At 73.7% G+C, this 25730-nt stretch carries 20 protein-coding genes and 1 pseudogene; 12 read left to right on the top strand and 9 right to left on the bottom strand.

Annotated features, from left to right (window positions below):
* Window positions 1–24: 24 nt before the first annotated feature.
* Entirely contained in the window at window positions 25–630 is a 606-nt protein-coding gene (locus ACIG87_RS23005; protein WP_396853083.1) for a hypothetical protein, read from the bottom strand.
* Window positions 631–958: 328 nt separating this feature from the next.
* On the opposite strand from ACIG87_RS23005, the gene ACIG87_RS23000 reads away from it, so the two are divergent.
* The 7 genes and pseudogenes from ACIG87_RS23000 to ACIG87_RS22970 all read left to right on the top strand — a co-directional run bounded on the left by ACIG87_RS23000 (window position 959) and on the right by ACIG87_RS22970 (window position 8983).
* Window positions 959–1441, top strand: coding sequence for a hypothetical protein (locus tag ACIG87_RS23000; protein WP_396853081.1), 483 nt, complete (start codon window positions 959–961; stop codon window positions 1439–1441).
* A gap of 45 nt (window positions 1442–1486) precedes the next feature.
* Window positions 1487–1642, top strand: a complete 156-nt coding sequence (locus ACIG87_RS22995; RefSeq protein WP_088959894.1) for a hypothetical protein — start codon at window positions 1487–1489, stop codon at window positions 1640–1642.
* Between the two features lie 10 nt (window positions 1643–1652).
* A complete protein-coding gene (locus ACIG87_RS22990) occupies window positions 1653–2114 on the top strand; it encodes a RidA family protein (RefSeq protein ID WP_396853080.1) in 462 nt (153 codons plus the stop codon).
* Window positions 2115–2356: 242 nt separating this feature from the next.
* Window positions 2357–3157 carry an MBL fold metallo-hydrolase gene (locus tag ACIG87_RS22985; RefSeq protein WP_396853078.1) on the top strand — a complete coding sequence of 267 codons (801 nt, stop codon included), beginning with the start codon at window positions 2357–2359 and terminating at the stop codon, window positions 3155–3157.
* Complete coding sequence (locus ACIG87_RS22980; RefSeq protein ID WP_396853077.1) at window positions 3154–6729, top strand: adenylate/guanylate cyclase domain-containing protein; 3576 nt, start codon at window positions 3154–3156, stop codon at window positions 6727–6729. Before ACIG87_RS22985 ends, ACIG87_RS22980 begins: the two co-directional genes overlap by 4 nt.
* 121 nt (window positions 6730–6850) lie before the next feature.
* Window positions 6851–7291: pseudogene (locus tag ACIG87_RS22975) on the top strand (hypothetical protein); the annotation flags it as partial.
* 132 nt (window positions 7292–7423) lie between these two features.
* Window positions 7424–8983, top strand: coding sequence for a serine/threonine-protein kinase (locus ACIG87_RS22970; RefSeq protein ID WP_396853076.1), 1560 nt, complete (start codon window positions 7424–7426; stop codon window positions 8981–8983).
* Here ACIG87_RS22970 and ACIG87_RS22965 read toward each other — a convergent pair.
* Window positions 8970–9296, bottom strand: coding sequence for a hypothetical protein (locus ACIG87_RS22965; RefSeq protein WP_396853075.1), 327 nt, complete (start codon window positions 9294–9296; stop codon window positions 8970–8972). The two genes, ACIG87_RS22970 and ACIG87_RS22965, sit on opposite strands and share 14 nt — an antisense overlap.
* Window positions 9297–9425: 129 nt before the next feature.
* Here ACIG87_RS22965 and ACIG87_RS22960 point away from each other — a divergent pair, with 129 nt between their 5' ends.
* The 3 genes from ACIG87_RS22960 (at window position 9426) to ACIG87_RS22950 (ending at window position 13353) form a co-directional block, all read left to right on the top strand.
* Window positions 9426–11219: an alpha/beta hydrolase gene (locus tag ACIG87_RS22960; protein ID WP_396853074.1), complete on the top strand. Its 1794-nt coding sequence runs from the start codon at window positions 9426–9428 to the stop codon at window positions 11217–11219.
* A 155-nt stretch (window positions 11220–11374) separates the two neighbouring features.
* Window positions 11375–12316: a transporter substrate-binding domain-containing protein gene (locus ACIG87_RS22955; protein ID WP_396853072.1), complete on the top strand. Its 942-nt coding sequence runs from the start codon at window positions 11375–11377 to the stop codon at window positions 12314–12316.
* Window positions 12313–13353 (top strand): hypothetical protein, encoded by a 1041-nt coding sequence (locus ACIG87_RS22950; RefSeq protein WP_396853071.1) that lies wholly within the window; start codon window positions 12313–12315, stop codon window positions 13351–13353. Before ACIG87_RS22955 ends, ACIG87_RS22950 begins: the two co-directional genes overlap by 4 nt.
* 7 nt (window positions 13354–13360) lie before the next feature.
* Here ACIG87_RS22950 and ACIG87_RS22945 read toward each other — a convergent pair whose 3' ends face one another.
* The 7 genes from ACIG87_RS22945 to ACIG87_RS22915 all read right to left on the bottom strand — a co-directional run bounded on the left by ACIG87_RS22945 (window position 13361) and on the right by ACIG87_RS22915 (window position 23458).
* A complete protein-coding gene (locus tag ACIG87_RS22945) occupies window positions 13361–14524 on the bottom strand; it encodes an acyl-CoA dehydrogenase family protein (protein ID WP_396853070.1) in 1164 nt (387 codons plus the stop codon).
* The gene (locus ACIG87_RS22940; protein WP_396853068.1) at window positions 14521–16632 is read right to left on the bottom strand and encodes a biotin carboxylase N-terminal domain-containing protein; all 2112 of its coding nucleotides are present in this window, start codon (window positions 16630–16632) and stop codon (window positions 14521–14523) included. The genes ACIG87_RS22945 and ACIG87_RS22940 overlap by 4 nt, the downstream gene beginning before the upstream one ends.
* A gap of 70 nt (window positions 16633–16702) precedes the next feature.
* On the bottom strand, window positions 16703–18304 hold the full coding sequence (locus ACIG87_RS22935; protein ID WP_396853066.1) for an acyl-CoA carboxylase subunit beta: 1602 nt from the start codon (window positions 18302–18304) through the stop codon (window positions 16703–16705).
* On the bottom strand, window positions 18301–20115 hold the full coding sequence (locus tag ACIG87_RS22930) for an acyclic terpene utilization AtuA family protein (RefSeq protein ID WP_396853064.1): 1815 nt from the start codon (window positions 20113–20115) through the stop codon (window positions 18301–18303). Before ACIG87_RS22930 ends, ACIG87_RS22935 begins: the two co-directional genes overlap by 4 nt.
* A complete protein-coding gene (locus ACIG87_RS22925) occupies window positions 20112–20915 on the bottom strand; it encodes a TIGR03084 family metal-binding protein (RefSeq protein WP_396853063.1) in 804 nt (267 codons plus the stop codon). Before ACIG87_RS22925 ends, ACIG87_RS22930 begins: the two co-directional genes overlap by 4 nt.
* A gap of 197 nt (window positions 20916–21112) precedes the next feature.
* Window positions 21113–21745 carry a TetR/AcrR family transcriptional regulator gene (locus ACIG87_RS22920; RefSeq protein WP_396853062.1) on the bottom strand — a complete coding sequence of 211 codons (633 nt, stop codon included), beginning with the start codon at window positions 21743–21745 and terminating at the stop codon, window positions 21113–21115.
* Between the two features lie 1035 nt (window positions 21746–22780).
* Entirely contained in the window at window positions 22781–23458 is a 678-nt protein-coding gene (locus ACIG87_RS22915; protein WP_067306583.1) for a Crp/Fnr family transcriptional regulator, read from the bottom strand.
* A gap of 220 nt (window positions 23459–23678) precedes the next feature.
* Between ACIG87_RS22915 and ACIG87_RS22910 the strand changes: the two genes are divergently transcribed.
* Both ACIG87_RS22910 and ACIG87_RS22905 read left to right on the top strand, forming a co-directional pair.
* Window positions 23679–24497, top strand: a complete 819-nt coding sequence (locus ACIG87_RS22910; protein ID WP_396853060.1) for an adenosylcobinamide amidohydrolase — start codon at window positions 23679–23681, stop codon at window positions 24495–24497.
* A gap of 57 nt (window positions 24498–24554) precedes the next feature.
* Window positions 24555–25709 carry a CapA family protein gene (locus ACIG87_RS22905; protein ID WP_396853058.1) on the top strand — a complete coding sequence of 385 codons (1155 nt, stop codon included), beginning with the start codon at window positions 24555–24557 and terminating at the stop codon, window positions 25707–25709.
* The last annotated feature ends 21 nt before the right edge of the window (window positions 25710–25730 follow it).

Below are 25730 nucleotides of genomic sequence, written 5' to 3'. Positions count from 1 at the left end.
GTCGAGCCTATCCACCCCGCCGGGTCAGCCGACCTCGCAGACCCACCAACCCGCCTTCCGCACCACGGTGAACCGCAGCGGCTGCTCGGCGATCTTCTCGTCGGCGGTGGTCATGGTCAGCTTGGTGGAGACCGTGGCCCGGTCACCGTTCTGGCTGTCGAGCGTCGGGCTGGACCAGCGGAACCGCGGGTTGGTGTAGGTGGTGGCGTACTTCTGCACCTCGGCCACCTTGGCGCCGATCTTCTGCTGGTCGCGTGACTCCGAGCAGACGAAGGTGGCCGCCTTGCCGGCGTCCCGGTCCTGGTAGATGGCGGTGAGGAAGCCGTCCACGGCCACTGTCGGCTCCTTGGCGCCCTCGCCGCCCTCGGCGTTGCGCAGGGTCAGGAAGGCGAGCGTTCCGCCGCCGCCGCAGAGTACGACGGCCGCGGCCAGCGCGAGCGAGGCGACCAGCACGCCGCGCCGGCGCGCCGGTCCCGGTGCCCGGTAGTCCGGGTAGCCCGGTGGCGGCGGTGGGACGACACCGGAGGTCGAGGTGCCGGGGGCGGTCGTCCCGCCCTGGTCTGGTTGGTCCTGCCGCGACGCCGGTACGCCTGGCGATCCGCTCGCGCCACCGAACGGTGGTTGGGTCATGTGGTCCCCCGGGGGATGGGGCGCCGTCGCCGCCCCTGGCGACGACGCGGGTACGGGCGCGGCGGGCGACCCCTGATCGCCCGTCCGAGGCGCAAGGGTAACGGTCGATGGGCACCCCGTGGCGGACTGCTCACGACCTGCTGTTGTGCGCCGTCACCTTCCGGACCAAGCGAGTGTCGCATATGTGACTTTAGGTGATCGGTCATGCGCGTCTCGTTGTCCATCGACCCGGCCGGGTCCTACGTTCGTCCGGGTGTGGGGGAGCGGATCGGGTCGGCGCCCGGTCCGGATGGCGGTCATTCACCGTACGAGGCCCGGAGGCAAGTACATGCGCGACGCGGACAATATCGCCCGAGCCCAGTTCTCACCGGGAGATCGGGGGAGGCGGGGCGGTTCGGCTGGCGACGCGGACGGGCCGGGCGGTGCGCTGCCGATGAACGAGCGGTCCTACCGGCGTTGCGCCGAACCGTCCGAGGTGCTGCGGATGCTCGGCCGCTCCGACGAGCGGGGCCGGGACGACGAGGAGCCCGGCTACGTGATCCACCTGCCGATCCGGGTGGCCGACCTGACGGCGGCGACCGCGCTGGCCGGCACCGTGGCCACCTCGCTCGGCTTCCTGGTCGAGCTGGATGCCGGCGAGACCACCGTCTCCACCGCCGACGACCAGAACAACCGGCACCGGGTCTTCTGCGACCTGCTGCTACCCGACCGGTCCCGCTGCCCCCAGCCGTACGACCACGTCGGGCAGTGCGGTGAGCTGCCCGTCGCGCCGGAGCAGCGTCCCGCGCCCCGGCCGTCGCCCGGACCGTAGGCTGTCGGCGGAACAGTCCACGTCAGGCAAGGGAGCCTTCCACCGATGCAGAAGTGGGAATACGCCACGGTCCCGCTGCTGGTCCACGCGACCAAGCAGATCCTCGACAACTGGGGCGAGGACGGCTGGGAACTCGTCGCCGTGGTCCCCGGCCCGAACCCGGACCAGTTGGTCGCGTACCTCAAGCGCCCCAAGGGCTGAGGGTCCGACGATGAGCAACGGACCCCACGCCAAGCTCGCCGAGCTGGGCCTGGCCCTGCCCGACGTGGTGCCGCCGGTGGCCAGCTACGTCCCGGCCGTGCAGTCCGGCCAGCACGTCTACGTCTCCGGTCAGCTGCCGGTGGCCGAGGGCAAACTGCTCGCCACCGGCCAGGTCGGCGCGGGTGTCTCGCCGGAGCAGGCCAAGGATCTCGCCGAGCGGTGCGCGCTGAACGCCCTCGCCGCGGTCGACTCGCTGGTCGGGCTGGAGAACATCGTCAAGATCGTGAAGCTGACCGGCTTCGTGGCCTCGGCACCGGGCTTCCACGGCCAGCCGGCCGTCGTCAACGGAGCGTCCGACCTGCTCGGCGCCGTCTTCGGCGAGGCCGGCCGGCACGCCCGTTCGGCCGTCGGGGTGGCCGAGCTCCCGCTGGACGCCCCGGTCGAGATCGAGTTGATCGTCGAGGTCGCCTGAGCCAGACCCCCGCTGCGCGCGACCGGGCCGACCGGTCCGGTCGCGCGCAGCTGCTCCCCGCGACCTGCGCCGGCCGGCCCGCGGGAAGCCGTGACCTGGGCCGGCCGGTCCGGTCGAGGCCGTGACGGGAAGCCGTGGGCCTGGGCGGGCCGGTCCGGTCGAAAGCCGTGAACGGCCACAAACCAGTGGGCCGGGCCGGCAAGATCGCGGGGAGTGGCCGGCGGGGTCGTACGATCGCAGCCATGACCGGGCATGTGACGGCATCGCCGGCCGAGCTGGCCGACCGGCTGCCGGACTGGGTGACGTTGCTGCGTGCCCCCAACCCTGGGCCGATGACCCTGGAGGGCACCAACACCTGGCTGCTGCGCGCCCCCGGCGCGGAGTACGCCGTCGTCGTCGACCCGGGGCCGGCGGACGAGGCGCACCTGGCCGCCGTCGCGGCGCACGGGCCGATCGGGTTGGTGCTGATCACCCACGGGCACCCGGACCACACCGAGGGCGCTCCCCGGCTGAGTGAGCTGCTCGGCGGGGCACCCGTGCTCGCCGTCGACCCGGCGCACACCATCGGCGGTGCGCCGCTGACCGAGTCCGGCGAGCAGTTCGCCGGGTTCGGGTTGGAGATCGACCTGGTCGACACCCCCGGGCACACCGCCGACTCGGTCTGTTTCCTGGTGACGCACGGTGCCGAGCGGGTGGTGCTGACCGGTGACACCATCCTCGGCCGGGGCACCACCGTCGTCGCCCACCCCGACGGCCACCTGGGTGACTACCTGGCCAGCCTGGAGCGGCTCTCGGCGTACCGGGGGATTCCGGCGCTGCCCGGACACGGCCCGGCGCTGGCCGACTGCGGCGCGGCGGCGGACTTCTACCTGGCCCACCGCCGGGCCCGGCTCGACCAGGTCCGGGCCGCCGTCGCCGCCGGGGCCGGCACCGCGCCCGAGGTGGTGGCGAAGGTCTACGCGGACGTGGACCGGTCGCTGTGGTGGGCCGCCGAGTGGTCGGTCCGCGCCCAGCTGGAGTACCTCGGCGTGGAACAGCCGTGACCTGCCCGGTGTGCGGCACGCTCGCCGTCCCCGGCGCGCGGTTCTGCCACAACTGCGGGGCGGCGCTGCCGGCTGCCGCCACCCTGCCGACCGCCGAGCGTCGGGTGGTCACCGTGCTCTTCGGTGACCTGTCCGACTTCACGTCGTGGTCGGAGGACCTCGACCCGGAGCGGGTCGGCGCGGTCACCGACCGGGTGCTCGCCGCGCTCGCCGGCGCGGTGAAGACCTTCGGCGGGCACGTCGACAAGCTCACCGGCGACGGGATCATGGCGGTGTTCGGCGCCCCGGTGGCGCACGAGGACGACGCCGAGCGGGCCGTCCGGGCAGCCCTGTCGATGCAGCGGGCGGTGCGTCGGGTGCTCGACGACGAGCGGGGCGGCGGTGCGCCGCTCGGCCTGCGGGTCGGGCTGAACACGGGCGACGTGATCGCGGGCATCCAGGCCGCCATCGAGTACACGGTCATCGGCGACACGGTGAACACCGCCGCCCGGCTGGCCGACGCCGCCGCCGTCGGCGCGATCTACGCCGGTGCCCGGACCTCGTCGGCCACCCGGCACGTCGCCTCCTGGCGGGTGCTGCGCCCACTGCGACTCAAGGGCAAGCGCGAGCCGGTCGAGGCGTACGAGCTGCTGGGCCTGCTGGACGCCCCGGGCACCCGCTCGGGGCTCGGCGACGAGGCGCCCTTCGTCGGGCGGGAGACCGAGATCGGCCGGGTCGCCGGCCGGCTCGCCGAGGTGATCGACCGGGGTGAGCCCCGGGTGCTGCTGATGACCGCGGAGGCGGGGATCGGCAAGTCCCGGTTCGCCGCCGAGGTGGAGCGCCTCGCCGCCGGCTACGACGTCGGCGCGGGCCGGTACGCCGCGCACAGCGGGGCCCGGGTGCTCTCGGTGCGCTGCGCCGCGTTCGGCGAGCGGCGACGGCTGGCCCCGCTGGCCGACCTGGTCCGGGCCGCCGTCGGCCTGCCCAGCGACACCTCCACCGCGCTCACCCGGCCGGCCGTGGAGGAGCGGCTGCGGCGGCTCGGCCAACGGCTCGCCCGGCTGCGGACCGAGGTGCCGCCGATCGTCGGTGACCAACTGCTGGCCCTGCTCGGCTACGCCGAACTGCCCGCCGGCAACCCGGGCGACCAGGGCGGGTGGGGCGCCACCCCGCCGACCACCGACGCCGAGGCGGTGCCGGTGGCGGTGGCCGGGCTGCTCAGCGCGCTGGCCGCCGAGGCACCACTGGTGATCGTGGTCGACGACCTGCACGACGCCACCGGCGAGACGATCGCCGCCCTCGGCGCGACCCTGTCCCGGCTCACCGGCCCGGTGCTGGTGATGCTGCTGGGCCGCCCGGAGCTGGTCCGCACCGCGGGGGCGTTGACCTGGATCGCCGACGCCGAGGTGCAACCGTTGCCGCCGCTGCGCGGCGCGGACGCCTCCCGTCTGCTCACCAGCTACCTCAACGGTGGGAAGCTGCCCCAGGCCGACGCCGACCGGTTGCTGGTGACCGCCCAGGGCAACGCCTTCTACCTGGCCGAACTGGTCACCCTGCTGCGGGAGCGGGGGGCGCTGACCGCCGGCCCGGACGGCGGCTGGCGGCTGGTGCCCGGCTCGCTCGGCAGCCGGTTGCTCTCCCGCGACCTCGCCGCCGTGCTCGCCGCCCGGATCGACGCGCTCCCACCGGAGGCCCGCTCGGCGCTGCGGGACGCCGCCGTGGTCGGTGACATCGTGCCCACCGGTGCGTTGGAGGCGCTGCGCGAGCAGCGGGCCGGGCGGGACGGCCGACCCGCCGCGGTGGCCGCCGTCGAGCTGGAGCGGGCCGTGGAGGAGCTGCTGCAACGCCGGATGCTGCACCGCACCCGGACCGGCTTCGCGTTCGCCACCCCGCTGATGCGCGAGGCCGCCTACGCCGGGGTGAGCAAGGCCGAACTGGCCGAACGGCACGCCGCGCTGGCCCGCTGGGCCACCGGTGGACCCGGTTCGTCGGTCACCCCGCCGGGCGGGTTCACCGACGCGGCCCGGGACGACTTCGTGGCCGAGCAGGTCGAACGGGCCGCCGTCCTCGCCGACGCGGTGAAGCTCCGCCCGGACTCGCCGGCCCGGACGGTCGTCCCGCTGGGGGTGGCCGCGCTGGGCCGGGCCGCCCGTCGGGCGTTGCAGATCGGTGAGCCGGCGTTGGCCGTCGAGTACGCCGAACGCGCCACCGAGCTGGCCCGCGAGGGGGTGCCCCCGGTCGACCGGGTGGCGCACGCGCGGGCGCTGCTCCAGGTGGGCCGGGCCGGCGACGCGCTCGCCTTCGCCGAGAAGATCACCGCCAACGCCGGTGACGACGCCGCCACCCGGGCCAGCGCCCTGCTGCTCGCCGGCCAGGCCCACCAGACCCTGGGCGACCAGGGTCGGGCGGCCGCCTGCTGGCAGGAGGCGTTGCAGGTGGCCACTGCCGGGCAGGTGACCAATCTGCGTGCCTCGGCCATGCGGCGGCTCGGGATGGCCGACTTCGTCGCCGGTCGGCTCGGCCAGGCGAGCAGCCGGCTCGCCGCCTCCTACCAGATCAGCCTCGCCGCGAAGGACCTGCGGGGGCAGGCGTGGGCGTTGCAGAACCTGGCCTGGGTCACCACCACCCGGGGCGACTTCGCCGGCACCGACGCGGTGCTCGGTCGGGCTGCCCGGCTCTTCGCCGAGTTGAAGGACCCGTACGGGCGGGCCTGGCTGCGCGGCACCACCGCCTTCGCCCGGCTGCTGGCCGGCCGGCTGGGGGAGGCCTGCCGGCTGGCCGGGATCTTCCTGCCGTTCGGTGAACGGGTCGGTGAGGCGTGGGCGGTGGGCACGTTGCGGGCGGTCGAGGCGTTCGCGGGGGCCGAGTTGGGCGAGGTCGCCGAGGCGGACCGGGCAGCCCGCCGGGCGTACCGGGACTTCGCCGCGGTCTCCGACGACTGGGGGCGCGGCTTCGCGCTGGTCGTCCGGGGTGTGGTGGCGCGGGGGCTGGGCGAGCCGGAGCACGCCGCCGACCTGTTCACCGACGCCCTCGCGTACGCCGGGCGGACCTCGCATCCGCTGCTCACCGGGATGGCCGGCACGCTGCGCGGCTTCGTCGCGCTGGACATGGGGGACTGCGAGACCGCCGAGCGGGACGCCCGCGCGGTGCTGACCGCCGTCGAACCGCACAACCCGCAGGCGCCGGCGCAGGCCGCACCCCGGGTGCTGCTCGCCACCGCCCGGCTCGCCGCCGGGGACTCGGCCACCGCGGTCGGGCTGCTCGCCCCGGTGGCGACGACCGCCGCGAAGGTGCCGACGCTGCTCTTCTCCCGCCGGCAGACACTGGCCCGGTACGCCTCCGCGCTGCTCGCCCACGGTCAGCCGGAGCAGGCGTTGGACTGGGCACGGCGGGCGGTCGCCGCTCCGGCGGAGGACGTTCGTAGTCAGGTGATCGGGGCGGGTGTGCTGGCCGAGGCGTTGGCCGCCTGCGGTCACCCGGCGGAGGCGCTGGCCAGCGCGCAGGAGGCGGTCCGGCTGGCCTATGCGACCGAGCAACGCAGCGAGCGGGCCAGCGCCGATGCCCTGCGGGCCCGGTTGGCCGCCGACGTCTGATCGGCGTCGGGTGGCAGGTCTGTCGGTTCCGGGGATGTGCGTGTTGGTGTGGGGCCGGTTAGCGTGTCACTTCACGCGGCCTGCCCTCGGTGTCGGTCGCGCCGTCGGGGGTGGGGGACAGATGAGGCTGCCGCGTTCGGGTGCCGGCTGGACGATCGCGGTCTTCGGGGTGCTGGCGGTGCTGCTCGGCGCGTTCGGGCTGGTGTGGCCGGAGGCGCAGCTGCGGCTGCTCGGCTTCGAGGTGCCGCAGACCCGGGCGGCCGGTGACTACACCGGCACGTTCCTCGTCGCGTCCTCGATGGCCTCGTTCAACATGGGCGTCTACTACCTGCTCTCGGTGGCCACCGAGTGGCGGGCGTTCTACCGGTTCACGGTGGTCTTCCGGTTGGTCACCTGCACCGTCTTCACCCTGACCGTGCTGGCCGACGTGGCCCCCGACCGGTTCATCGGGGTGGCCCTCTGGGAGGGGGTGGGCGCGGTGGCGACGGCGATCGGCCTGCGGTGGGACGCCCGTCGGGCGGCGAGCCTCACCACCGACCCGGCCGGTACTGCTCCCACCTCTCCCGAGGGATCAGCAAAATCCCAGGTCAGCGGCGTCGCCGAGGGCTCGGCGAGCAGGCCGACCGCCGCCGGTACGGCTGCCGCCGCCGGTACGGACCGCTGACCGCTCCGGCAGAACGGGTATTTTCGAGCCGTGACCGAGACCCCGCCCGGCGCCCTCCGGCTGCCCATTGTGCCCGGTCTGACCGACTTGCAGGTGTTTGCCCGGGGTGGGTACGCCACCGTCTACCGGGCCACCCAGATCTCCGTCGGTCGGGAGGTCGCCGTCAAGGTGGAGAACCGCACCCTGGACAGCGAGCGGGACCAGGCCCGTTTTCTGCGGGAGGCGCGGGCGGCCGGCCGGATGTCGTCGCACCCGCACGTGGTGGATCTCTTCGACGTCGGGGTGACCGTCGACCAGCACCCGTACCTGATCATGGAGCTGTGCGACGGTTCGTACGCCGAACGGATGCGGACCTCGCCGCTCGACGCCTCCGAGACCCGTGACCTCGGCATCAAGATCGCGGACGCGTTGGCCCACTCGCACGCGGCCGGGGTGCTGCACCGCGACGTCAAGCCGGCCAACATCCTCCACTCGCACTTCAACTCGGCGGTGCTGGCCGACTTCGGGCTGGCGGTGCTGGCCGAGGCGCGGGACGCCTCGGTCACCCTGGAGGTGCTCACCCCGGCCTACGCGCCGCCGGAGATGTTCAACCACAGCCCGCCGTCACCGGCCGTCGACGTGTACGCCCTCTGCGCCACCCTCTACGCGGTGATGACCGGTCGGCCCCCGCGCTGGCAGTCCGAGCGCAACCCGAGCCTGGTCACCGTGCTGGAGATGTTCCACCAGCCGATCCCCGACCTGCCCGGCGTGCCGACCGAACTGGTCGACGTGCTCCGCGCCGGGATGTCCAACGACCCCGACGCCCGCCCCTCCGCGCTCGAACTGCGGGACCTGCTCACCGCGCTGCCCCTCGACCCGGCCCCCGCCCCGGTCAGCGGCGCTCCGGTCTCCGGCGGGCCGTCCGCCGGCGGGTCGGGCACCGGTGGGCCGTACACCCTCGGGTGGACCACCGGCCAACCCGGGCGGACCACCGGCCAGCCCAGCCCTCGCCCACCGGTCCAGGACGACCAACCGACCGTGCCGCACGGCGGGCGTCGGCGACGGCGCTGGTTCCTCGGCGGAGCCGGGGTGCTCGCCCTGGCCGCCTCGGCGAGCGCCGGGGCGTGGGTCGCCGGTGGCGCGTCGCCGATGGCCTCGCCGACCGCTGCCCCGTCGACCGTCGGCTCGTCCAGTCCGGCCGCCCGCTGGGGCACCCTGCCCGGCTGTGCGGCCGACGGCACGGCCGCGACGCTGCCGCCGGGCGCGCGGTGCGCCCCCGTGCTGGAGTGTTTCGGTCCGGTGCGGCTGCGCGGCGATCGGGCGGAGGCCGCCCAGCTCTCCTGCGAGGGGCGGCACACCTGGGAGACGTACGTCGAGGGTCAGTTGCCGGCCGCGCTGGCCGCGGCCGGGCACTCGGTGATCAGCGCCGACCCGACGGTCCGGTCGGTGTGCAACGTCCAGACGTTCCGGCTGACCAGCGGGATCGACTACACCAACGGCTGGCACCTGGAGGTGCTGCCGCCCGGCGAGACGGATCTCGACCGGACCTACCGCTGCCTCGCCGGGCGGGGCGTGGACGCCCTGGTGGCACCCACCCTCACTGGTCGCTGACCTCCCGCATCCGCTGGAGTCGGCTCAGCACCGCCGCGCTGTCCAACGCCTCCAGGGTGTCGGCGTCGAGGAACGAGCCCAGGCTCGGTTGACCCGGGGGCGTCGCCCCGGCCGGTTCCTCCCCGTCGTCGCGGTCGCGCAGCGCGGTCAGGGCCGTACCGGTCACCGTCGCGAAGATGACACCGAGCAGCGCCAGCCCCACCGTCAGGATGCCGGCGGGGTGCCGGAAGGCCAGCGCCACCAGCACCGCTCCGGTTGCCAGCGCCGCGACCACCGCCACGGTCCGGGTGTCCGGCCTCAGGATTCGCCTCACCCGACAAGCATGGCCTGAACGGGCGTGCTGTCAATCCGTACGGGTGGGGGCGGTTGTCCGTTTCGCCTAGAGTGACGGACGTCGAGGTGTTCGCTCGACGTGTCCTGTTCCCCACCGGAAGGTATCCACATGCCACGGAGAGCCCGGTCCCTGGCCGCGGCCGGCATCGCCGGCATCGTCCTCGCCGGAACGGCGGTCGTGCCGGCCGCCGCAGCACCCGGCAGTCCGCACACCCTGCCGCTCACCTCGGACAGGACCAGCGTCGCGGAGGCCCGGCGCGTCGACAGTGTGCCCACGCCGAAGCTCGGCTGGTACGCCTGCTACGACTACGCCGAGTGTGCCACCGTCCGGCTGCCGCTCGACTACGACAAGCCGAAGGGCCCCACCACCGAGGTCGCCCTGCTCCGGGTGAAGGCCCGCGACCGGCAGGCCCGGATCGGCAGCCTCTTCCTGAACCCGGGTGGCCCGGGTGGCTCCGGCACCGACATCGCGCTGGCCGCGCCGTACTTTCTCGGTGACGACCTGCTCGACCGGTTCGACATCGTCGGCGTCGACCCGCGCGGCGTGGCCGCCAGCAGCAACGTCAAGTGCTTCCCGTCGGTGAGGGAGCAGACCAGGGCGTACGCCGGTCTGAACGTCGCCTTCCCCTGGACGAAGGACGAGGAGAAGGCGTACCTGAAGTCGGCGAAGGCGGTCGGCCAGGGCTGCTCGACCACCGGCCGGCCGCTGACCTCGGCGATGTCCACCGCCGAGGTGGCCCGGGACATGGACGTGCTGCGCCGGGCGGTGGGCGACAAGAAGCTCAGCTACCTCGGGTTCAGCTACGGCACCGCCCTCGGCCAGTACTACGCGAACATGTTCCCGGACCGGGTCCGCGCGGTGGTCGTCGACGGGGTGCTCAACCCGAACGCCTGGGTCGGCCAGGGCAAGGCCCGCGACCAGCTCCAGGAGACCCGGCTGCGCAGCGCCGACGGGGCGTACCGGGCGCTGCGCGAGATCCTGGTCCGCTGCGGGAAGGCCGGTCCGGCAGCGTGCTCCCTCGCCTCTGGTGACCCGCTCGCCTCGTACGAGCTGGTGGCGAAGCGGCTGCGCAAGAAGCCCGTGGTGATCGACGACCCGGACGCGGGCTCGTTCACCGTCAGCTACGCCGACTTCGTGGGCGCCAGCCTCAGCGCGCTCTACAGCCCCTACGGCTGGGAGCCGATCGTGGACAGCACCGAACGGCTGCTCACCATCACCGATCCGCAGTCGGCGTCGCCGGCCCGCCTCGCCGAGGCGCGTGCGGCGCTCGGCCGGCTCGCCGTGCAGGCCCGTGAACAGCGCCGGTTCGATTTTCCGTACAACAACGGGCTGGAGACCTTCCTTGGTGTCGACTGCACCGACGCGTACCACCCGGAGAAGCTCGCGGACTGGTCCGCGCTGAGCGCCCAGGAGGACAAGCGGGCACCGTACTTCGGGCGGTTGTGGGCCTGGGCCACCGCCCCCTGCGCCCGGGACGCCTGGACGGTACGGGATACCGACGCCTGGACCGGGCCGTTCGACCGCCGGACCGCCGCGCCGGTGCTTGTGGTCGGCAACTACTGGGATCCGGCCACCAACTACCAGGGCGCGGTGACCTCGGCGCAACTGCTGCCGAACAGCCGGCTGCTCAGCAGCGACAGCTGGGGCCACACCGCCTACGGGACGTCGGCCTGCGCGACCGGGGCGATCGACGCGTACCTGCTGCGGGGCGTGCTGCCGGCGAAGGGCACCGTCTGCGTCGGTGACGACCAGCCGTTCGTCGAGACGCCGGAGCCGGCCGAGCGGGCCGTCGCCAGCAAGAGCGCGCTGACCGCGGCCGGGTTGCCGGCCCGGGGCGAGCGGAAGCGACTGCCCCCGGTCGTCGCGCCGCTGCCCGCGGTGGGCTCGCTGACCGTGCGCTGATCGCATCCCGGGGTACGATGGGCGCTCGCCGCCTGTCGTACCCCGGGCCCTCCCCGGCTCGTTGCGGGCTGGCCGCCCGGCCGGGCGGCGGGACGAGGATGGACTGGAACGGCTACCCTCGGTGTCCCCCAGGCTGTAGTCAGCGAGGTGCGCCGATGAACGACATCTCCGCCCGCCATCGGGTCCGATCGGTCGCCACCACCCTGGCGGTGGCGCTGACCCTCACCCTCGCCGCCGCCGCGGGCTGCGACAACCGGCGCGAACCGTCCCTGCCCTCGGTCCTCGACAAGCTGCGGGAATCGCACATCGACGGCCAGCCGAAGATCAAGATCGGGGTGGCCACCACCGAACCGCTGATGGGCGAGCTGCGCAACGGCGCGCACAGCGGCTTCGACGTCGAGATCGCCCGCTACGTCGCCTCCTACCTCGGCTACGAGGGTGACCAGCGCATCGAGTGGGTCTCGGTGACCACCGAGGACCGCATTCCCGCCCTCCAGGGTGGCCTGGTCGACCTGGTGGTCTCCAGCTTCTCGATCACCGAGGAGCGGGAGAAGCTGGTCAGCTTCGCCGGGCCGTACTTCGTCACCACCCAGGAGGTGATGGTGCCGACCCGGCTCAAGGACAAGATCCGCACCATCGAGGACCTCCGCGAGCCGCAGTACAAGGTCTGCACCAGCGGCGGCTCCACCACGGAGGCCGAGCTGGCCAAGCACGACGTGAAGGCGCTGGTGGTCAAGGAGGTCGGCGACTGCGTCAAGGGCATCCGGGAGGGCCGCTACGACGCGGTCAGCTCCGACGAGACGATCCTCGCCGGCTTCCTCTCCCTCTACCCGACCGAGTTCGAGATCGTCGACATGCCCTTCGGCACCAGCGAGCTGCTCGGCGTCGGCGTGCCGATCGGTGATCCCGCCCTGCGTGACCTGGTGGCCTTCGCCCTTCAGAAGAGCTACCTGCAGGGGCGCAGCGGGATCAGCAGCCCGTGGCTCACCGCGTACAACCGGACCCTCGGGCCCTGGCTGAAGGCGGAGAAGGCGCAGCCGCAACCGCTGAACGTGCCGGAGCTGGTCGACTTCGACGACAAGGCGCCGACGCGGTGACCGCCCCGGCCGTACCGCAGGATCTGGGCGCCACCACCGTCCCGCTGCGCGACGGCTGGGATCCGGCAGCGGAGCGGCGGGCGCGGGCCAGCCAGTCGTTCTGGACGGCCGTGGTGGGGGTGCCCGCCATCTTCTCCGTGCTGCGCCTCGGCGTCGAGGCGGGCGGCGAACTCCAGACCACGCTGCTGCTGGTGGCGAACGTCGGACCGGTGAACCTGCTGGCCGGCTTCCTGACCACCGCCGCCCGGCTGCTCTCCACCGGCCTGGTCGCGGTCTTCGCGCTCGGCGCGGTGCTGCGGGTCAGCGTCGAACGGATGCCGCCCACCGTCCGTCGCCCGCTCTTCGTCCGCTGGTCGGACATCACCCCCGCCTGGTTCGTGCTGGCCAGCTTCCTGTTGGCCCTGGTCACCTGGCAACTGCTCTACCTGCCGCTGCTGCTGCCGGCGTTCATGGCCGCCTTCCAGCTCACCCCGGCGCGACTGCACGAACAGTTCGTGCCCCGGATGCTGATCCTGGTGGCGCTGCTCGCCGGCTACGGCTGGCTGCTGGCCCCCACCCTGGTCGACGCGTGGGAGCAACGGGAACTGCTGGTCCTGGCGCTGCTGGTCGTCCCGCCGCTGCTCGCGCTCGCGGTGACCGGCCCGCTGCCCGGGGCGGTGATCCGACCGCTCGCCTCGATCACCGAGGCGGCGGTGCTGGCCATGCTGGTCTGGGCGGCGTTGCCGGTGATCACCACGCCGGTGCTGCCACTCACCGTGACCACCGTGGAGTCGACCCCCGGCGTCACCGAGGACGTCCGGGGGCACGTCGTCACCGTGGACGACGTCAACATGGTGCTGCTCCAGGAGCGCGGCGGCGTCCGGTACGTCCCGGTGGACGACGTCCGCGCCCAGGTGCTCTGCCCCAGCGAGGAGGAACTGCCCCGGTACCGGCTGCGGATCCGCGACTACCACGTCGAGGACTCGCTGCTGGAGGGGCTGGGCCGGCGGGTACGCCCGGTGCACCGCATCGAGGCGGCCTGCCGCGCCGTGCACTGAGCCGGGGTCAGTAGGACTTCTCCTGGCCCAGGACGTGCTGGGCGACGAAGTTGAGGATCATCTCCCGGCTGACCGGGGCGATCCGGCCGGCCCGGACCGCGCCGAGCAGCGTCGCCACGCCGTACTCGGTGGTCATGCCGGCCCCGCCGAGGGCCTGCACGGCGGTGTCCACGGCCAACGCGGCGGCCTCCCCGGACGCGTACTTGGCCATGTTGCCGGTCACCCCGGCCTCCAGGTCGCGGCCGGCGTCGTACAGGGTGGCCGCCTTGTGGATCATGAGGCGGGCCAGCTCCACCTGCACCGCCGCGTGCGCCAACGGGTGCGCGACGCCCTGGTGCGAACCGATGCTCCTGCCGCCCCAGACCTTGCGGGTGGCGGTGTACCCGCTGGCCCGCTCGATGGCGTACCGGCCGGTGCCGACGCCCATCGCGGCGACCGTGATCCGCTCGGGGTTCAGCCCGGCGAACAGCGCCGGCAGGCCGGCGTCCAGCGACCCGCCGACCAGCGCGTCGGCGGGCAGCCGGACGTCGTCCAGGTAGAGCAGGAACTGGTTCTCCGGAGAGACGATCTCCATGTCCAGTGTGGACCGGGTCAACCCGGCCGCGTCGGTCGGCACCACGAACAGCGCGGGCTTGAGCTTCCCGGTCGCCGCCTCCTCGGTACGGGCCACCACCAGCACGTACTGCGCCTCGTCCACGCCGGAGACGTAGCACTTGCGGCCGGACAGCAGCCAGTCGTCGCCGTCGCGGCGGGCCACCGTGCCGAGCCGGTGGAAGTTCGACCCGGCCTCCGGCTCGGTGATCGCGAAGACCACCTTCAGCGAGCCGTCGGCGAAGCCGGGCAGGAAGCGCTTGCGCTGCTCCTCGGTGCCGTGCCTGTTGATCACGGTGGCGGCGATGGCCGGGGAGACCACCAGCAGCAACAGCGGACAACCGGCGGCGGCCAGCTCCTCGCAGACGATGGCCAGCTCGGTGAGGCCGCCCCCGCCGCCGCCGTACTCGGTGGGGACGTTGACGCCCAGGTAGCCGAGCCGGCCGGCCTCGTCCCACAGCTCGGTGGTGTGCCCGCCGGACTTCGCCTTCTGCACGAAGTACGAGTGGCCGTACCGGCGGCCCAGTGCGCGGACGGCGTCACGGAGCTGGTCCTGCTCGGGGGTGAGGTCGAAGTTCATCGGGGGGCCTCCTCGGGGTTGACCACGGCCAGCACCACACCCGTCTCGACCTGCCCACCGACGGGCACCGGCAGGTCGGCGACCACGCCGTCGGTCGGGGCGAGCACGGGATGTTCCAGCTTCATCGCCTCCAGGGTCAGCAGCAGGTCACCGGCGGCGACCCGCTGACCGACCCCGACGTGCACCCGGGTCACCGTGCCGGGCAGCGGCGCGAGCAGCGACCCGGCGGCCAGCGCCACGGTGGGCAGCGGGAAGCGGGGCAGCTCGGTAAGCTCCGCCGCCCCGTCCGGGCCGTCCACGAAGACCACCGACCCCGCCCGGTGTACGCGGAACACCCGCCGCACCCCCGCCACCTCCAGCAGCACCCGGTCCGGCCCGGCCGTCACCAGCGTCACGGCCGGTCCCGGCTCCGCCGTGGCCGTGCCGGCGGCCGGTGTCGTGCCGGCGGCGGCAGTCGTGCCGGCGGCCGGTGTCGTGCCGGGGGCGTTCGTGCGGGCGGTGGTCGGGGCGGCGGCCGTCGGGTCGGGCGGGCCGACGGGAAGGGCCGGCGGGTCGGTGGACCAGTCGGCGAGCCGGCCGGCCCGGTCCAGCCGGTAGCGCACCTCGATCTCGTCGCCGCTCGCGGCGGTGTAGCGGACGACCTGGGGAAAGGTCGGCACGTTGCGCCAGCCCGACGGGAGCCCGGCGAGCACCGGCGCGTACGCCCGACGCTCGGCGGCACCGGCGAGCGCGGCGGCCAGCGCCGCGAGCGGTACCTGGTCGGCCGGCAGCAGCGGGGCGAAGACCTCGGGGTGCCGGTCCAGAAACCCGGTGTCGACCTCCACCGCGCCGAACTCGGGGCTGCGCAGCACCCGGACCAGCAGGTCCCGGTTGGTGGCCACGCCGTGCAGCTCGGCGCGGGCCAGCGCCCCGGCGAGCAACCGGGCCGCCTCGGCCCGGGTCGGTGCCCAGGCGACCAGCTTGGCGAGCATCGAGTCGTAGTGCACACCCACCGTCGAACCGGTCACCACCCCGGAGTCGAGCCGCAGGCCCCGGGTCGGGGCGAACTCTCCGACCACCCCGGGCAGCGCGAACCGGTGCAGGGTGCCGGTGGCCGGCCGGAAACCCTGCGCCGGGTCCTCCGCGCAGAGCCGTACCTCGATCGCGTGGCCGTCGGCCGGCGGGGTCGCCGCCAACGGCAGCGGCCCGCCCTCGGCGACCAGCAGTTGCAGCCGCACCAGATCCAGCCCGGTGACCGCCTCGGTGACCGGGTGCTCTACCTGGAGCCGGGTGTTCATCTCCAGGAAGAAGAACTCACCCGTCGGGGCGAGCAGGAACTCCACAGTCCCCGCGCCGACGTAGTCGACGGCCCGGCCGGCGGCGACCGCCGCCGCATGCAGCCGCTCCCGGACCCCGTCGGGCAGCACCGCCGGTGCCTCCTCGACGATCTTCTGGTGCCGGCGCTGGATCGAGCAGTCCCGCTCGCCGAGCGCGAGCACGGCACCTGTGGTGTCCCCGAAGATCTGCACCTCGACGTGTCGGCCGTGCTCGACGTACCGCTCGACGAAGACCGTGCCGTCGCCGAACGCGGCGGCGGCCTCGCGGCGCGCGGAGGCGACGGCCGCCGGCAGGTCGGCGGGGTCGCGGACGACGCGCATGCCCCTGCCGCCGCCCCCGGCGGACGCCTTGACCAGCACCGGGAAGTCGGTGATCGCGTCACCGTCGGTCCAGGTGGGCAGCATCGGCACGCCCGCCTCGGCGAGCAACGCCTTCGCCGCCACCTTGTCGCCCATCGCGGCGATCGCCTTGGCGGACGGACCGACCCAGGTCAGGCCCGCGTCGGTCACCGCCGCCGCGAATCCGGCATCCTCGGCGAGGAACCCGTAACCCGGGTGCACGGCGTCCGCGCCGGACCGGCGGGCCGCGTCCAGGATCAGCTCGATCCGCAGGTACGTCTCGACGGGCGTGTTCCCCGGCAGGCGGACCGCCTCGTCGGCCTCGGCGACGTACGGCGCACCGGCGTCGGCGTCGGAGTGCACGGCGACCGTCGCGACGCCCAGGGCCCGACAGGTGGCGAAGACCCGACGGGCGATCTCCCCCCGGTTGGCGACCAGCAGTTTCCGAATCATGGGCGCTGAGCAGACCTTTCGTTCGTGACTGCGGGACTCCGCTCCGCTGCGTTCCTCGCGCTCACGGGCACTACATCCGGAAGACGCCGAAGTTGTCGGTACCCTTGACCGGCCCGTTGTGGATCGCCGACAGACAGAGCCCGAGGACGGTACGGGTGTCCCGGGGGTCGATCACCCCGTCGTCGTAGAGCCGGCCGGAGAGGAACAACGCCCCGGACTGGGACTCGATCTGCTGCTCGACCATCATCCGCATCGCCGCGTCCGAGTCCTCGTCGTAGTCCCGGCCCCGGGCGGCGGCGGCCTGCCGGGCGACGATCGACAGCACCCCGGCGAGCTGCGCCGGCCCCATCACCGCCGACCTGGCGTTCGGCCAGGTGAACAGGAACCTCGGCTCGTACGCCCGGCCACACATGCCGTAGTTGCCGGCCCCGTAGGAGGCACCCAGGTTGACTGTCAGGTGCGGCACCGTCGAGTTCGACACCGCGTTGATCATCAGGGCGCCGTGCTTGATGATGCCGCGCTGCTCGTACTCGGTGCCGACCATGTAGCCGGTGGTGTTCTGGAGGAACACCAGCGGGGTGTCGGCGGCGTTGGCGAGCTGGATGAACTGGGCCGCCTTCTGCGCCTCCGCGCCGAACAGCACCCCCCGGGCGTTCGCCAGCACCCCGACCGGGTAGCCGTGCAGCTCGCCCCAGCCGGTGACCAGGGCGGTGCCGTACGCCGGCTTGAACTCGTCGAACTCGCTGCCGTCGAGCACCCGGGCCAGCACCTCGCGCGGGTCGAACGGCACCTTCAGGTCGGCGCTGGCGATGCCGAGCAGCTCCTCTGGGTCGTACCTCGGTGGTCGCGGGGTGGGGTCGCGCGGCGGCGGACCCTGCTTGCGCCAGTTGAACCGGCGGACGCACTGCCTTGCCAGCCGGATACCGTCCCGCTCGTCGGCGGCGAGGAAGTCCGCCAGCCCGGACGTCGAGGCGTGCATCGCCGCGCCACCCAGCGACTCGTCGTCGGTGACCTCGCCGGTGGCCATCCTCACCAGCGGCGGCCCGGCCAGGTAGACCTGCGACCGGTCGCGGATCATGATGGTGAAGTCGGACATCCCCGGCACGTATGCGCCCCCGGCGGTGGCGTTGCCGAAGACCACGCTGACCGTGGGGATCTTCGCGGCGGAGAGCCGGGTCAGGTCACGGAACACCCGGCCGCCCGGGATGAAGATCTCCGCCTGGGTGGGCAGGTCCGCCCCGGCGCTCTCCACCAGGTTGACCATCGGCAGCCGGTTGGCCAGGGCGATCTCGCCGGCCCGCCGGGTCTTCGCCAGCGACCACGGGTTCACCGCGCCGCCGCGCACGGTCGGGTCGTTGGCGACGACCAGGCACTCGACGCCCTCGACCACCCCGATGCCGGTGACCACGCTCGCCCCGACCGGGAAGTCGGTGCCGTAGCCGGCGACCGACGACAGCTCCAGGAACGGGCTGTCCCGGTCCAGCAGCAGCTCGATCCGTTCCCGGGGCAACAGCTTGCCGCGAGCGTGGTGCCGGGCCACGTACTTCTCGCCGCCACCGGCCCGCGCCTGGTCGAGCGCGGCGTCCAGCTCGGCCAGCCGGTCCCGCAGCGCGTCCCGGTTGGCCACGAAGGCCGGCGCGGACGGGTCGATCGCACTCTCCAGCGTGGTCACGCGGTTCCCTCCGGTTCGCCCGCCCGCCGTACCGCACCGCACCCTTCGCGGCGATCTCGTTCCTGGTCCGGGGTCGTGCCGGGCAGCTCGACGACGCGCGAGCGGAGCAGCTCGCCGAGCGCCTTGGCCTGCGGATCGAACCGGGTGGAGGCGGCCACCCCCGGCCCGAGCAGCCCCCGGATCACGAAGTTGACCGCCCGCAGGTGCGGCAGCTCGTACCGCTCGACGGTCAGCGGGGCGGTCTCCGGCAGCAGCCCGGCGAGCCGCTCGACGCTCAGCCAATCCCGCAGCCACCCCCAGGTGTCCTCGGTCCGTGCCCAGACGCCGAGGTTGGCGTCGCCGCCCTTGTCGCCCGACCGCGCCCCGACCACCTCGCCCAGCGGCCCCCGGCGGGTCGGCCCGGATGCCGGTGCCGGGTCCGCCGGTGCGGTTGGTCCCGGCGGATCCGGCACCGGCCCGGCCACGGTCTGCGGCGGTGGGACCGGCACCGGGGCAGTGGATCCCGCCGGGTCGGGCACCGGCCCGGCCATGGTCTGCGGCGGTGGGACCGGCACCCGCTCGCCGTCCGGCAGCACGGCGACGTGCGGCACGTCGGCCTGCGGCACGGTGTCGGCGGTGAAGACCCCGTACGGGGTGGCGTCGCCGGGCAGGGTGGTCAGGGTGCAGCCGGGATAGGAGGCGAGGGCCAGCTCCACCGCCGCCGCCGAGAAGGCCCGCCCGGCCCGCCCCCGGTCGCCGTCGCGCAGGTGTACGTGCAGCAGCGCGCTCGCCGTCTCGGTGTCGACCGCGTCGACATGGTCGGTACGGGCCAGCGTGAACTCCAGCCCGTCCGCGCCGACCGCCGCCTCGACCTGCCCCCGGACCAGGGCGGCCTTGGCCGGGATGTCCAGTCCGCAGAGCACGAAGGTCATCGAGTTGCGGAAACCGCCCAGGCTGTTGACGCCCACCTTGAGGGTGGCCGGCGGTGGGGTGCCCCGGACCCCGTCCACCCGGACCCGGTCCGGCCCGTCCTGGTGCAGCCGTACCGTGTCCAGCCGGGCCACCACGTCCGGGCCGAGGTAGTCGGGGCCGCCCACCTCGTACAACAGCTGGGCGGTGACCGTCTCGACGGTGACCGCGCCGCCGGTGCCGGGGTGCTTGGTGAGCACCGACGAGCCGTCCGGGTGGATCTCGGCGATCGGGAAGCCGGGCCGGTGCCCACCGTCGGGCAGTTCGGTGAAGAAGCTGAAGTTGCCCCCGGTGACCTGGGCCCCGCACTCGATCAGGTGCCCGGCGACGGTGGCCCCGGCCAGCGCGTCCAGGTCGTCGCGTCGCCAGCCGAACCGGGCGATGGCCGGTCCGACCGTCAGTGAGGCGTCGGTGACCCGCCCGGTGACCACCACGTCCGCCCCGGCGTCCAGGCAGGCGGCGATGCCGAACGCGCCGAGGTAGGCGTTGGCGGTGAGCGCGTCCGGTCGGGTGAGGGCGTCGCCCTCGACGTGGCCGACCCGGACGCTGAGCCCGAGCCGGTCGGCGAGCGCGCCGATCGCGGCGGCCAGCCCCGCCGGGTTCAGCCCGCCCGCGTTGGTGACGATCCGTACGCCCCTGTCCAGGGCGGTGCCGAGGCAGCCTTCGAGCTGGCGGAGGAAGGTCTTGGCGTAACCGAGGCCGGGGTCGCGCAGCCGGTCCCGCCCGAGGATCAGCATGGTCAGCTCGGCCAGGTAGTCGCCGGTCAACACGTCCAGCTCACCGCCGTCGAGCATCTCCCGCCAGGCGGTGAATCGGTCGCCGTAGAAGCCGGAGGCGTTGCCGACCCGGAGCACCCCGGTCACGCCGTCACCCCGGCGCGGCCCGTGGTGCGTGGCCTGCGGCCGGTACCCGGTGGGCCGGCGAAGGCCTGGGCCACGTCGAGCCAGGCGTCCGCGGTCGGGCCGGTGGCGACCAGGGCAAGGTCGGCGCGGTGCCGGCGCTGGGTCACCAGCAGGCAGAAGTCGAGCGCCGGGCCGGCGACCCGGTCCGCCGCGTCGGCCGGGCCGAAGGCCCAGCGCGCCCCGTTCGGTGCGACGAGTTCGACCCGCACCGGCACCGTCGGCACCGGGCGGCCGTGAGCGGCGAAGCCGTGCCCGAGGGTACGGAACCCGAGGTACGCGACGTGCCGCAACCGGGCCGTCGGGGTACGGCTGACGCCCAGCGCCTCGGCGACGTCCTCGCCGTGCGCCCAGGTTTCCATGATCCGGGCGGTGGCCATCGAGGCGGCCGACATCCGGGTGCCGTACCAGGGCACCTTCCCCCCGACCGGTACGGCGGCGAGGGCGGGCATGAGGGCGGCGCGACCGCTGCGCCACCTGTCGAGCAGTACGGCCGGCGGGGCCAGGAACTCCGCTGCCCCGTCGTCGACCAGCCGGCCCGGGTCGGTCGCCGAGGTGACCGAGGCGTGGAACGCCGCCGGGTCGGTGGCGGCCAGGCTGGCGACGTGGTCGGTCCAGGCGAGGTGGGCGATCTGATGGGCGACCGTCCAGCCGGGGGCGGGGGTCGGTCGCGTCCACGCCTCGGGGGGCAACACGGCGACGAGCGCGTCGAGCTGCTCGGACTCGCCGGTCAGATCGGTGAGCAGAACGGTCGGGTCGACCACGATGCCTCCGGGCTGGTGGGCTGGTGGTTGCGGGTCCGGGTGCGGTCCGGTGGTTGCGGGTTCGGGCTGGTGGTTGCGGGTCTGGGTTGGTGGTTGCGGGTTCGGTCCGGTGGTTGCGGATCTGGGTTGGTGGTTGCGGTTCGGGCTGGTGGTTGCGGGTCAGGGCCGGTCGCCGGGTTCGGTCCTGTGGTTGCGGGTCAGGGCTGGTCGCCGGATGGACTTGGGTCCGGGGTGAGCAGGGTGGCGAGCTGGCGTTTCCAGGTGTGCAGCAGGGCGGTGCGGCGGGCCGAGTCGTCGTTGAGCAGGTTGGCCACGCCGAGCCCGCGCAGCAGGTCGAGGGTGGCCTGGACCGCCTCGCGGACCCCGGGTCGACGCTCGTCGACGTCGAGCAGCGCGACGGTGAGCCGGTGCATCTCCCGACCCACCCGGGCCTCCAGCGGTACCAGTGCGCCGCGCAGCTCCGGGTCGGTGCGGGCGGCCACCCACAACTCCAGCGCGGCGACGAAGAGCGGCCCGGTGAAGGCGACGCCGAGCAGGTCGATCACCCGGTCGAGCCGCTGCGGCCCGACGGGCAGCGCCTCGGCCTCGGCGCGCAGCTCTTCGGCGCGGCGCTCGGCGAGGTGGGCGACGGCGGCGGTGACCAGGGCCGCCTTGGTCGGGTAGTGATGCAGCTGGGCACCGCGCGAGACGCCGGCGTGGGCGGCGACCACGGTGGTGGTGGTGCCCGACCAGCCGTACCGCACCAGGCAGTCGACCGTCGCCTCCAGCAGCCGGGCCTGGGTGGCGCGGCTGCGCTCCTGCTGCGGGACGCGATTCGATGCGGCAAACACGGAGACAGCGTGCCGCCGTCAAAACAAACAGTCAAGCCTGACTTTTTTTTGCGTCACCGGCTGTCTCCGTAGCCGGACCTGGTCTGTTCGGGCGGAGCCTGGTCTGTGTGGTGGGCCTGCTCCGTTGCGCGGCGACCGGGCCTGTGCGGGCGGCCTGGTCTGTGCAAGCGATCGGGGTCTGTGTGACAGGTCCGCCTGTTCGGGGTAATTCGGGTCTGTGTGGCGGGCCTGGTCTGTGCAAAGCGATCGGGATCTGTGTGGCCGGCCTGGTCTGTTCGGGGCGATCGGTCTGTGTGGCGGACCTGGTCTGTGCGGGATCGGTCTGTGTGGCCCGCCTGGTCTTGGGTGGCCCCGCCTGGTCTGTGTGGGGTGGCCTGATCTGTGTGGGGTGGCCTGATCTGTGGGGGGGCGGATCTGGTGCGGGCGGATCTGGTCGGTGCCGGCGACTGCCTCAGTCGCTGTCGCACGGTGCCAGCGCGGCCATCGGGGCCACCTGATCGGTGCGGAACCGGTCCGCCGATGGTTCCCCGCTCGGTTGCCGGCTGACGGATCGACGGTGCGGTGGGGATTGTGAAGAGTTGTTGTTGCCCAGGCGACAAGAACTCTTCACAATCCAACGGGCTCGCCGCCGGTCCCGGCTACGGCAAGCGCGTGCCGAGGGCGACCGAGCGGGTCGCCGGGGACATGCGTGGGTCGGTGGCGGCAAGGCCCCTGCCGGACCGGGCGTGGGACGGGGACCTGGAGTGGGCTGATCCGAGCGGCCACACCGCCGATCAGCCGTGGTTGGGCTGATCATCCGACGGGTCGGGTCAACCGGTGGCACCGAGCCGAATCGCGGGGCCGAATCGCGGGGCCGAATCGCGGGGCCGAATCGCCGTGCCGCTGGCCGCGCAGCGTTGCCAGACGGCCACGACCAGGTCGGATCCCACCGGTGGCGTCCGGGTCGCCACCGGTGTCGGGACGGCCGGGCACGCGAACGGGCCAGGGCCGCCCGTCGAGGCGGCCCTGGCCCGGGTGGTACGTGTGTGTGTCGGGTCAGACCCGCGCGCGGCGGGCGAGACGCTCCGGGTCGAGGATGATGATGCTCTTGCCGTCCAGCCGCAGCCAGCCCCGCGAGGCGAAGTCGGCGAGCGCCTTGTTGACCGTCTCCCGGGAGGCGCCGACGAGCTGGGCGATCTCCTCCTGGGTCAGGTCGTGGGTCACCCGCAGCACGCCGCCGTCCCGGGTGCCGAACCGGCCGGCCATCTGGAGCAGGTTCTTGGCGACCCGGCCCGGCACGTCCGTGAAGATCAGGTCGGCCAGCGAGTCGTTGGTCCGGCGCAGCCTGCGGGCGAGCACCCGCAGCAGTTGCTCGGCGATCTCGGGGCGGTTGTTGAGCCACGGCCGCAACGCCTGCTTGCGCAGCCGTACGAGCCGGGTGTCGGTGACCGCGGTGGCGGTGGCCGTACGCGGGCCGGGGTCGAAGAGCGACAGCTCACCGACCATGTCCGACGGGCCCATCACCGCGATCAGGTTCTGCCGGCCGTCGGCTGCCCGACGCCCCACCTTGATCTTGCCCGACAGGAGGATGTAGAGACTGTCGCCGGGCTCGCCCTCGTTGAAGACGATTTCGCCCTTGCGGACGTCGATCGTCTCCATCTCCTTGGCGAGCGCCTCGGCAGCCTCCGGGTCGACACCCTGGAAGATCCCGCTGCGGGCCAGTACCTCGTCCATCGCGCACCTCCGGTTGCGCGTCGCCGTCCCTCGGCCGGGTCCGCCGTCCGCTGATCCCTCGCGCGCCGCCAAGTCTAGGCGCACGTGAGGACGAATCAGAGCTGCACCCCTGGAATCTTGATCGTTGGGCGTAACCTCGCCGACCCGATCGGCCACTAAGATCGGCCGCCCGAACCACCTGGTCACCGGCAGATGCCGCCGCTGGTCGTAGGGTGTCCGGGTGCTGAGTGACCCGGTGCTGACCCACCGCCCCGAGGACGGATGGGACATTCCGCTACTCGTGTGGCGGGCCCGCTCGCCGCTGCGGGCGGTCAGCTCCGGCCCGCTCGGTGGCGGTGTCGGCGTTCGCAACTGGGTGGTCAACGCGACCGTGCCGATGTCGTACCACCGGGACGATCCGGCGGCCCACCTGGCCGCGCTCGCCGACCGGCTCGACCTCGACGGGCCCGGGATCGGCCTGCTCACCGGGGTGGACGTCGCCGAGGTGGTGACCCGGACCGACACCGGCGTACGGGCCTGGGCCACGGTCGGCCTCGGCACCCCCCTCTGGGCCGCTGCCCCGGCGCTGTCCCCTGCCCCGGCGCAGCCCCCTGCCCCGGCGCAGCCCCCTGCCCCGGCACCGGCCGTCGCCCCGGCGCAGCCCGGCACCCCGGCATCGGCCGCCGCTGGGGCGCGGCCTGCGACTGGGGCGCAGGCCGCGGTGCTGACGCACGTTCCCGTCCCGGCGGCGCGGGTCGGGACGGTCAACATCGTCGTCTACGTTCCGGCGGTGCTCGGTGACGCCGCCCTGGTGAACGCCGTCGCCACCGCGACCGAGGCGAAGTGCCAGGCGATCTGGGAACTGGGCCTGCCGGGTACCGGCACACCTACCGACTCGGTCACCGTGCTCTGCCCGGCCGGCGCGCCGGCTGGCCCGACCGAGCCGTACGGGGGACCCCGGTCGACCTGGGGCGCCCCGCTCGCCCGGGTCGTCCGCGAGGCCGTCCGGGCCGGCGGCTCGGTGCCCTGCGTCCCGTGGTCGGAGCGGCGGACGGGCTGAACTTCCGTCCGATCGGCCCGTCGTCGGTCGATTTCCCACCCGGTAGCGTCGCGGGCGATGTACTCTGCCGCCTTTTCGAAGCCCCGTTCCCGCCGCCGCGTCGCGCTCGCCGCCGGCGCGTTGCTCGCCGTGCTCCTCGCCGGCTGCGCCCAGCCCGACACCCCGGACCCGGTCTGGCGGCCGGGCGGTGGTGGTGGTGCCACCGGTTCCCCGGTGCCGACCACCGCGGCGGCCGGCAAGGACGCGGCGATCACCCTCTCGGCGACCGGGGACATCGTCATGGGGATGGCCCCGTCCCGGCTGCCCGCCAACGGTGGCAAGGGCTTCTTCGACGAGGTCAAGGGTGCGCTCAAGGCCGACCTGGTGATGGGCAACCTGGAGGAGCCGCTCACCACGGACACCGGTACCGGCAAGTGTGGCGCGAACTCCAGCAACTGCTTCCAGTTCCGCGTCCCGCCGGAGTACGCCGGCCACCTCAAGGACGCCGGTTTCCAACTGCTCAACCAGGCCAACAACCACGGCTACGACTTCGGTCCGCAGGGGTACGAGAACACCCAGCAGGCGCTGGAGAAGCACGGTCTGAAGCACACCGGTGCGCCGGACCAGATCACCGTGGTCGAGGTCGGCGGGGTAAAGGTCGCGGTGGCCGGCTTCTCGTCGTACCCCTGGTCCAACAGCCTGGTCGACATCGACGCCGCCAAGGGGGTCGTCGAGAAGGCCGCCACCATGGCCGATCTGGTCGTGGTGCAGGTGCACATGGGGGGCGAGGGGTCGGACAAGACCCGGGTCCGCCCCGGCACCGAGATGTTCCTCGGCGAGAACCGGGGTGATCCGGTGAAGTTCTCCCACGCCATGATCGACGCCGGGGCCGACCTGATCGTCGGGCACGGCCCGCACGTGCTGCGCGGCATGGAGTTCTACCAGGGCCGGCTGATCGCGTACAGCCTGGGCAACTTCGCCGGTGGCGCCCGCTCGCTCAACCCGACCGGCCGGCTCGGCTGGGGTGGGGTCCTGAAGGTCTCCCTCAAGCCGGACGGCAGCTTCGCCGGTGGCTCGTTCACCTCCACCCGGATGAGTTCGGTGGGCAAGCCGACGATGGACTCCGCCGGCCAGGGCCTCGGCCTGGTCAAGCAGCTCAGCGGCAACGACTTCCCGCGTACCGGGGCGCGATTCGACGGCAAGGGGAAGATCAGCCCGCCCACGACCGGCTGACCGGGCCACCCGGCGGTCCCG

Source organism: Micromonospora sp. NPDC051925 (genome assembly GCF_044548625.1).
GTDB lineage: Bacteria > Actinomycetota > Actinomycetes > Mycobacteriales > Micromonosporaceae > Micromonospora.
The sequence above is the reverse complement of the archived record's forward strand: the minus strand, read 5'-3'. Positions and strand labels throughout refer to the sequence as shown.

Excerpts from the sequence above, each read along its gene's own strand:
- ACIG87_RS22915 (WP_067306583.1), bottom strand. The coding sequence starts at position 23,458 with ATGGACGAGGTACTGGCCCGCAGCGGGATCTTCCAGGGTGTCGACCCG.
- ACIG87_RS22945 (WP_396853070.1), bottom strand. The coding sequence starts at position 14,524 with ATGAACTTCGACCTCACCCCCGAGCAGGACCAGCTCCGTGACGCCGTC.
- ACIG87_RS22955 (WP_396853072.1), top strand. The coding sequence starts at position 11,375 with ATGAACGACATCTCCGCCCGCCATCGGGTCCGATCGGTCGCCACCACC.
- ACIG87_RS22995 (WP_088959894.1), top strand. The coding sequence starts at position 1,487 with ATGCAGAAGTGGGAATACGCCACGGTCCCGCTGCTGGTCCACGCGACC.
- ACIG87_RS22905 (WP_396853058.1), top strand. The coding sequence starts at position 24,555 with ATGTACTCTGCCGCCTTTTCGAAGCCCCGTTCCCGCCGCCGCGTCGCG.
- ACIG87_RS22990 (WP_396853080.1), top strand. The coding sequence starts at position 1,653 with ATGAGCAACGGACCCCACGCCAAGCTCGCCGAGCTGGGCCTGGCCCTG.
- ACIG87_RS22985 (WP_396853078.1), top strand. The coding sequence starts at position 2,357 with ATGACCGGGCATGTGACGGCATCGCCGGCCGAGCTGGCCGACCGGCTG.
- ACIG87_RS23000 (WP_396853081.1), top strand. The coding sequence starts at position 959 with ATGCGCGACGCGGACAATATCGCCCGAGCCCAGTTCTCACCGGGAGAT.
- ACIG87_RS23005 (WP_396853083.1), bottom strand. The coding sequence starts at position 630 with ATGACCCAACCACCGTTCGGTGGCGCGAGCGGATCGCCAGGCGTACCG.
- ACIG87_RS22960 (WP_396853074.1), top strand. The coding sequence starts at position 9,426 with ATGCCACGGAGAGCCCGGTCCCTGGCCGCGGCCGGCATCGCCGGCATC.
- ACIG87_RS22940 (WP_396853068.1), bottom strand. The coding sequence starts at position 16,632 with ATGATTCGGAAACTGCTGGTCGCCAACCGGGGGGAGATCGCCCGTCGG.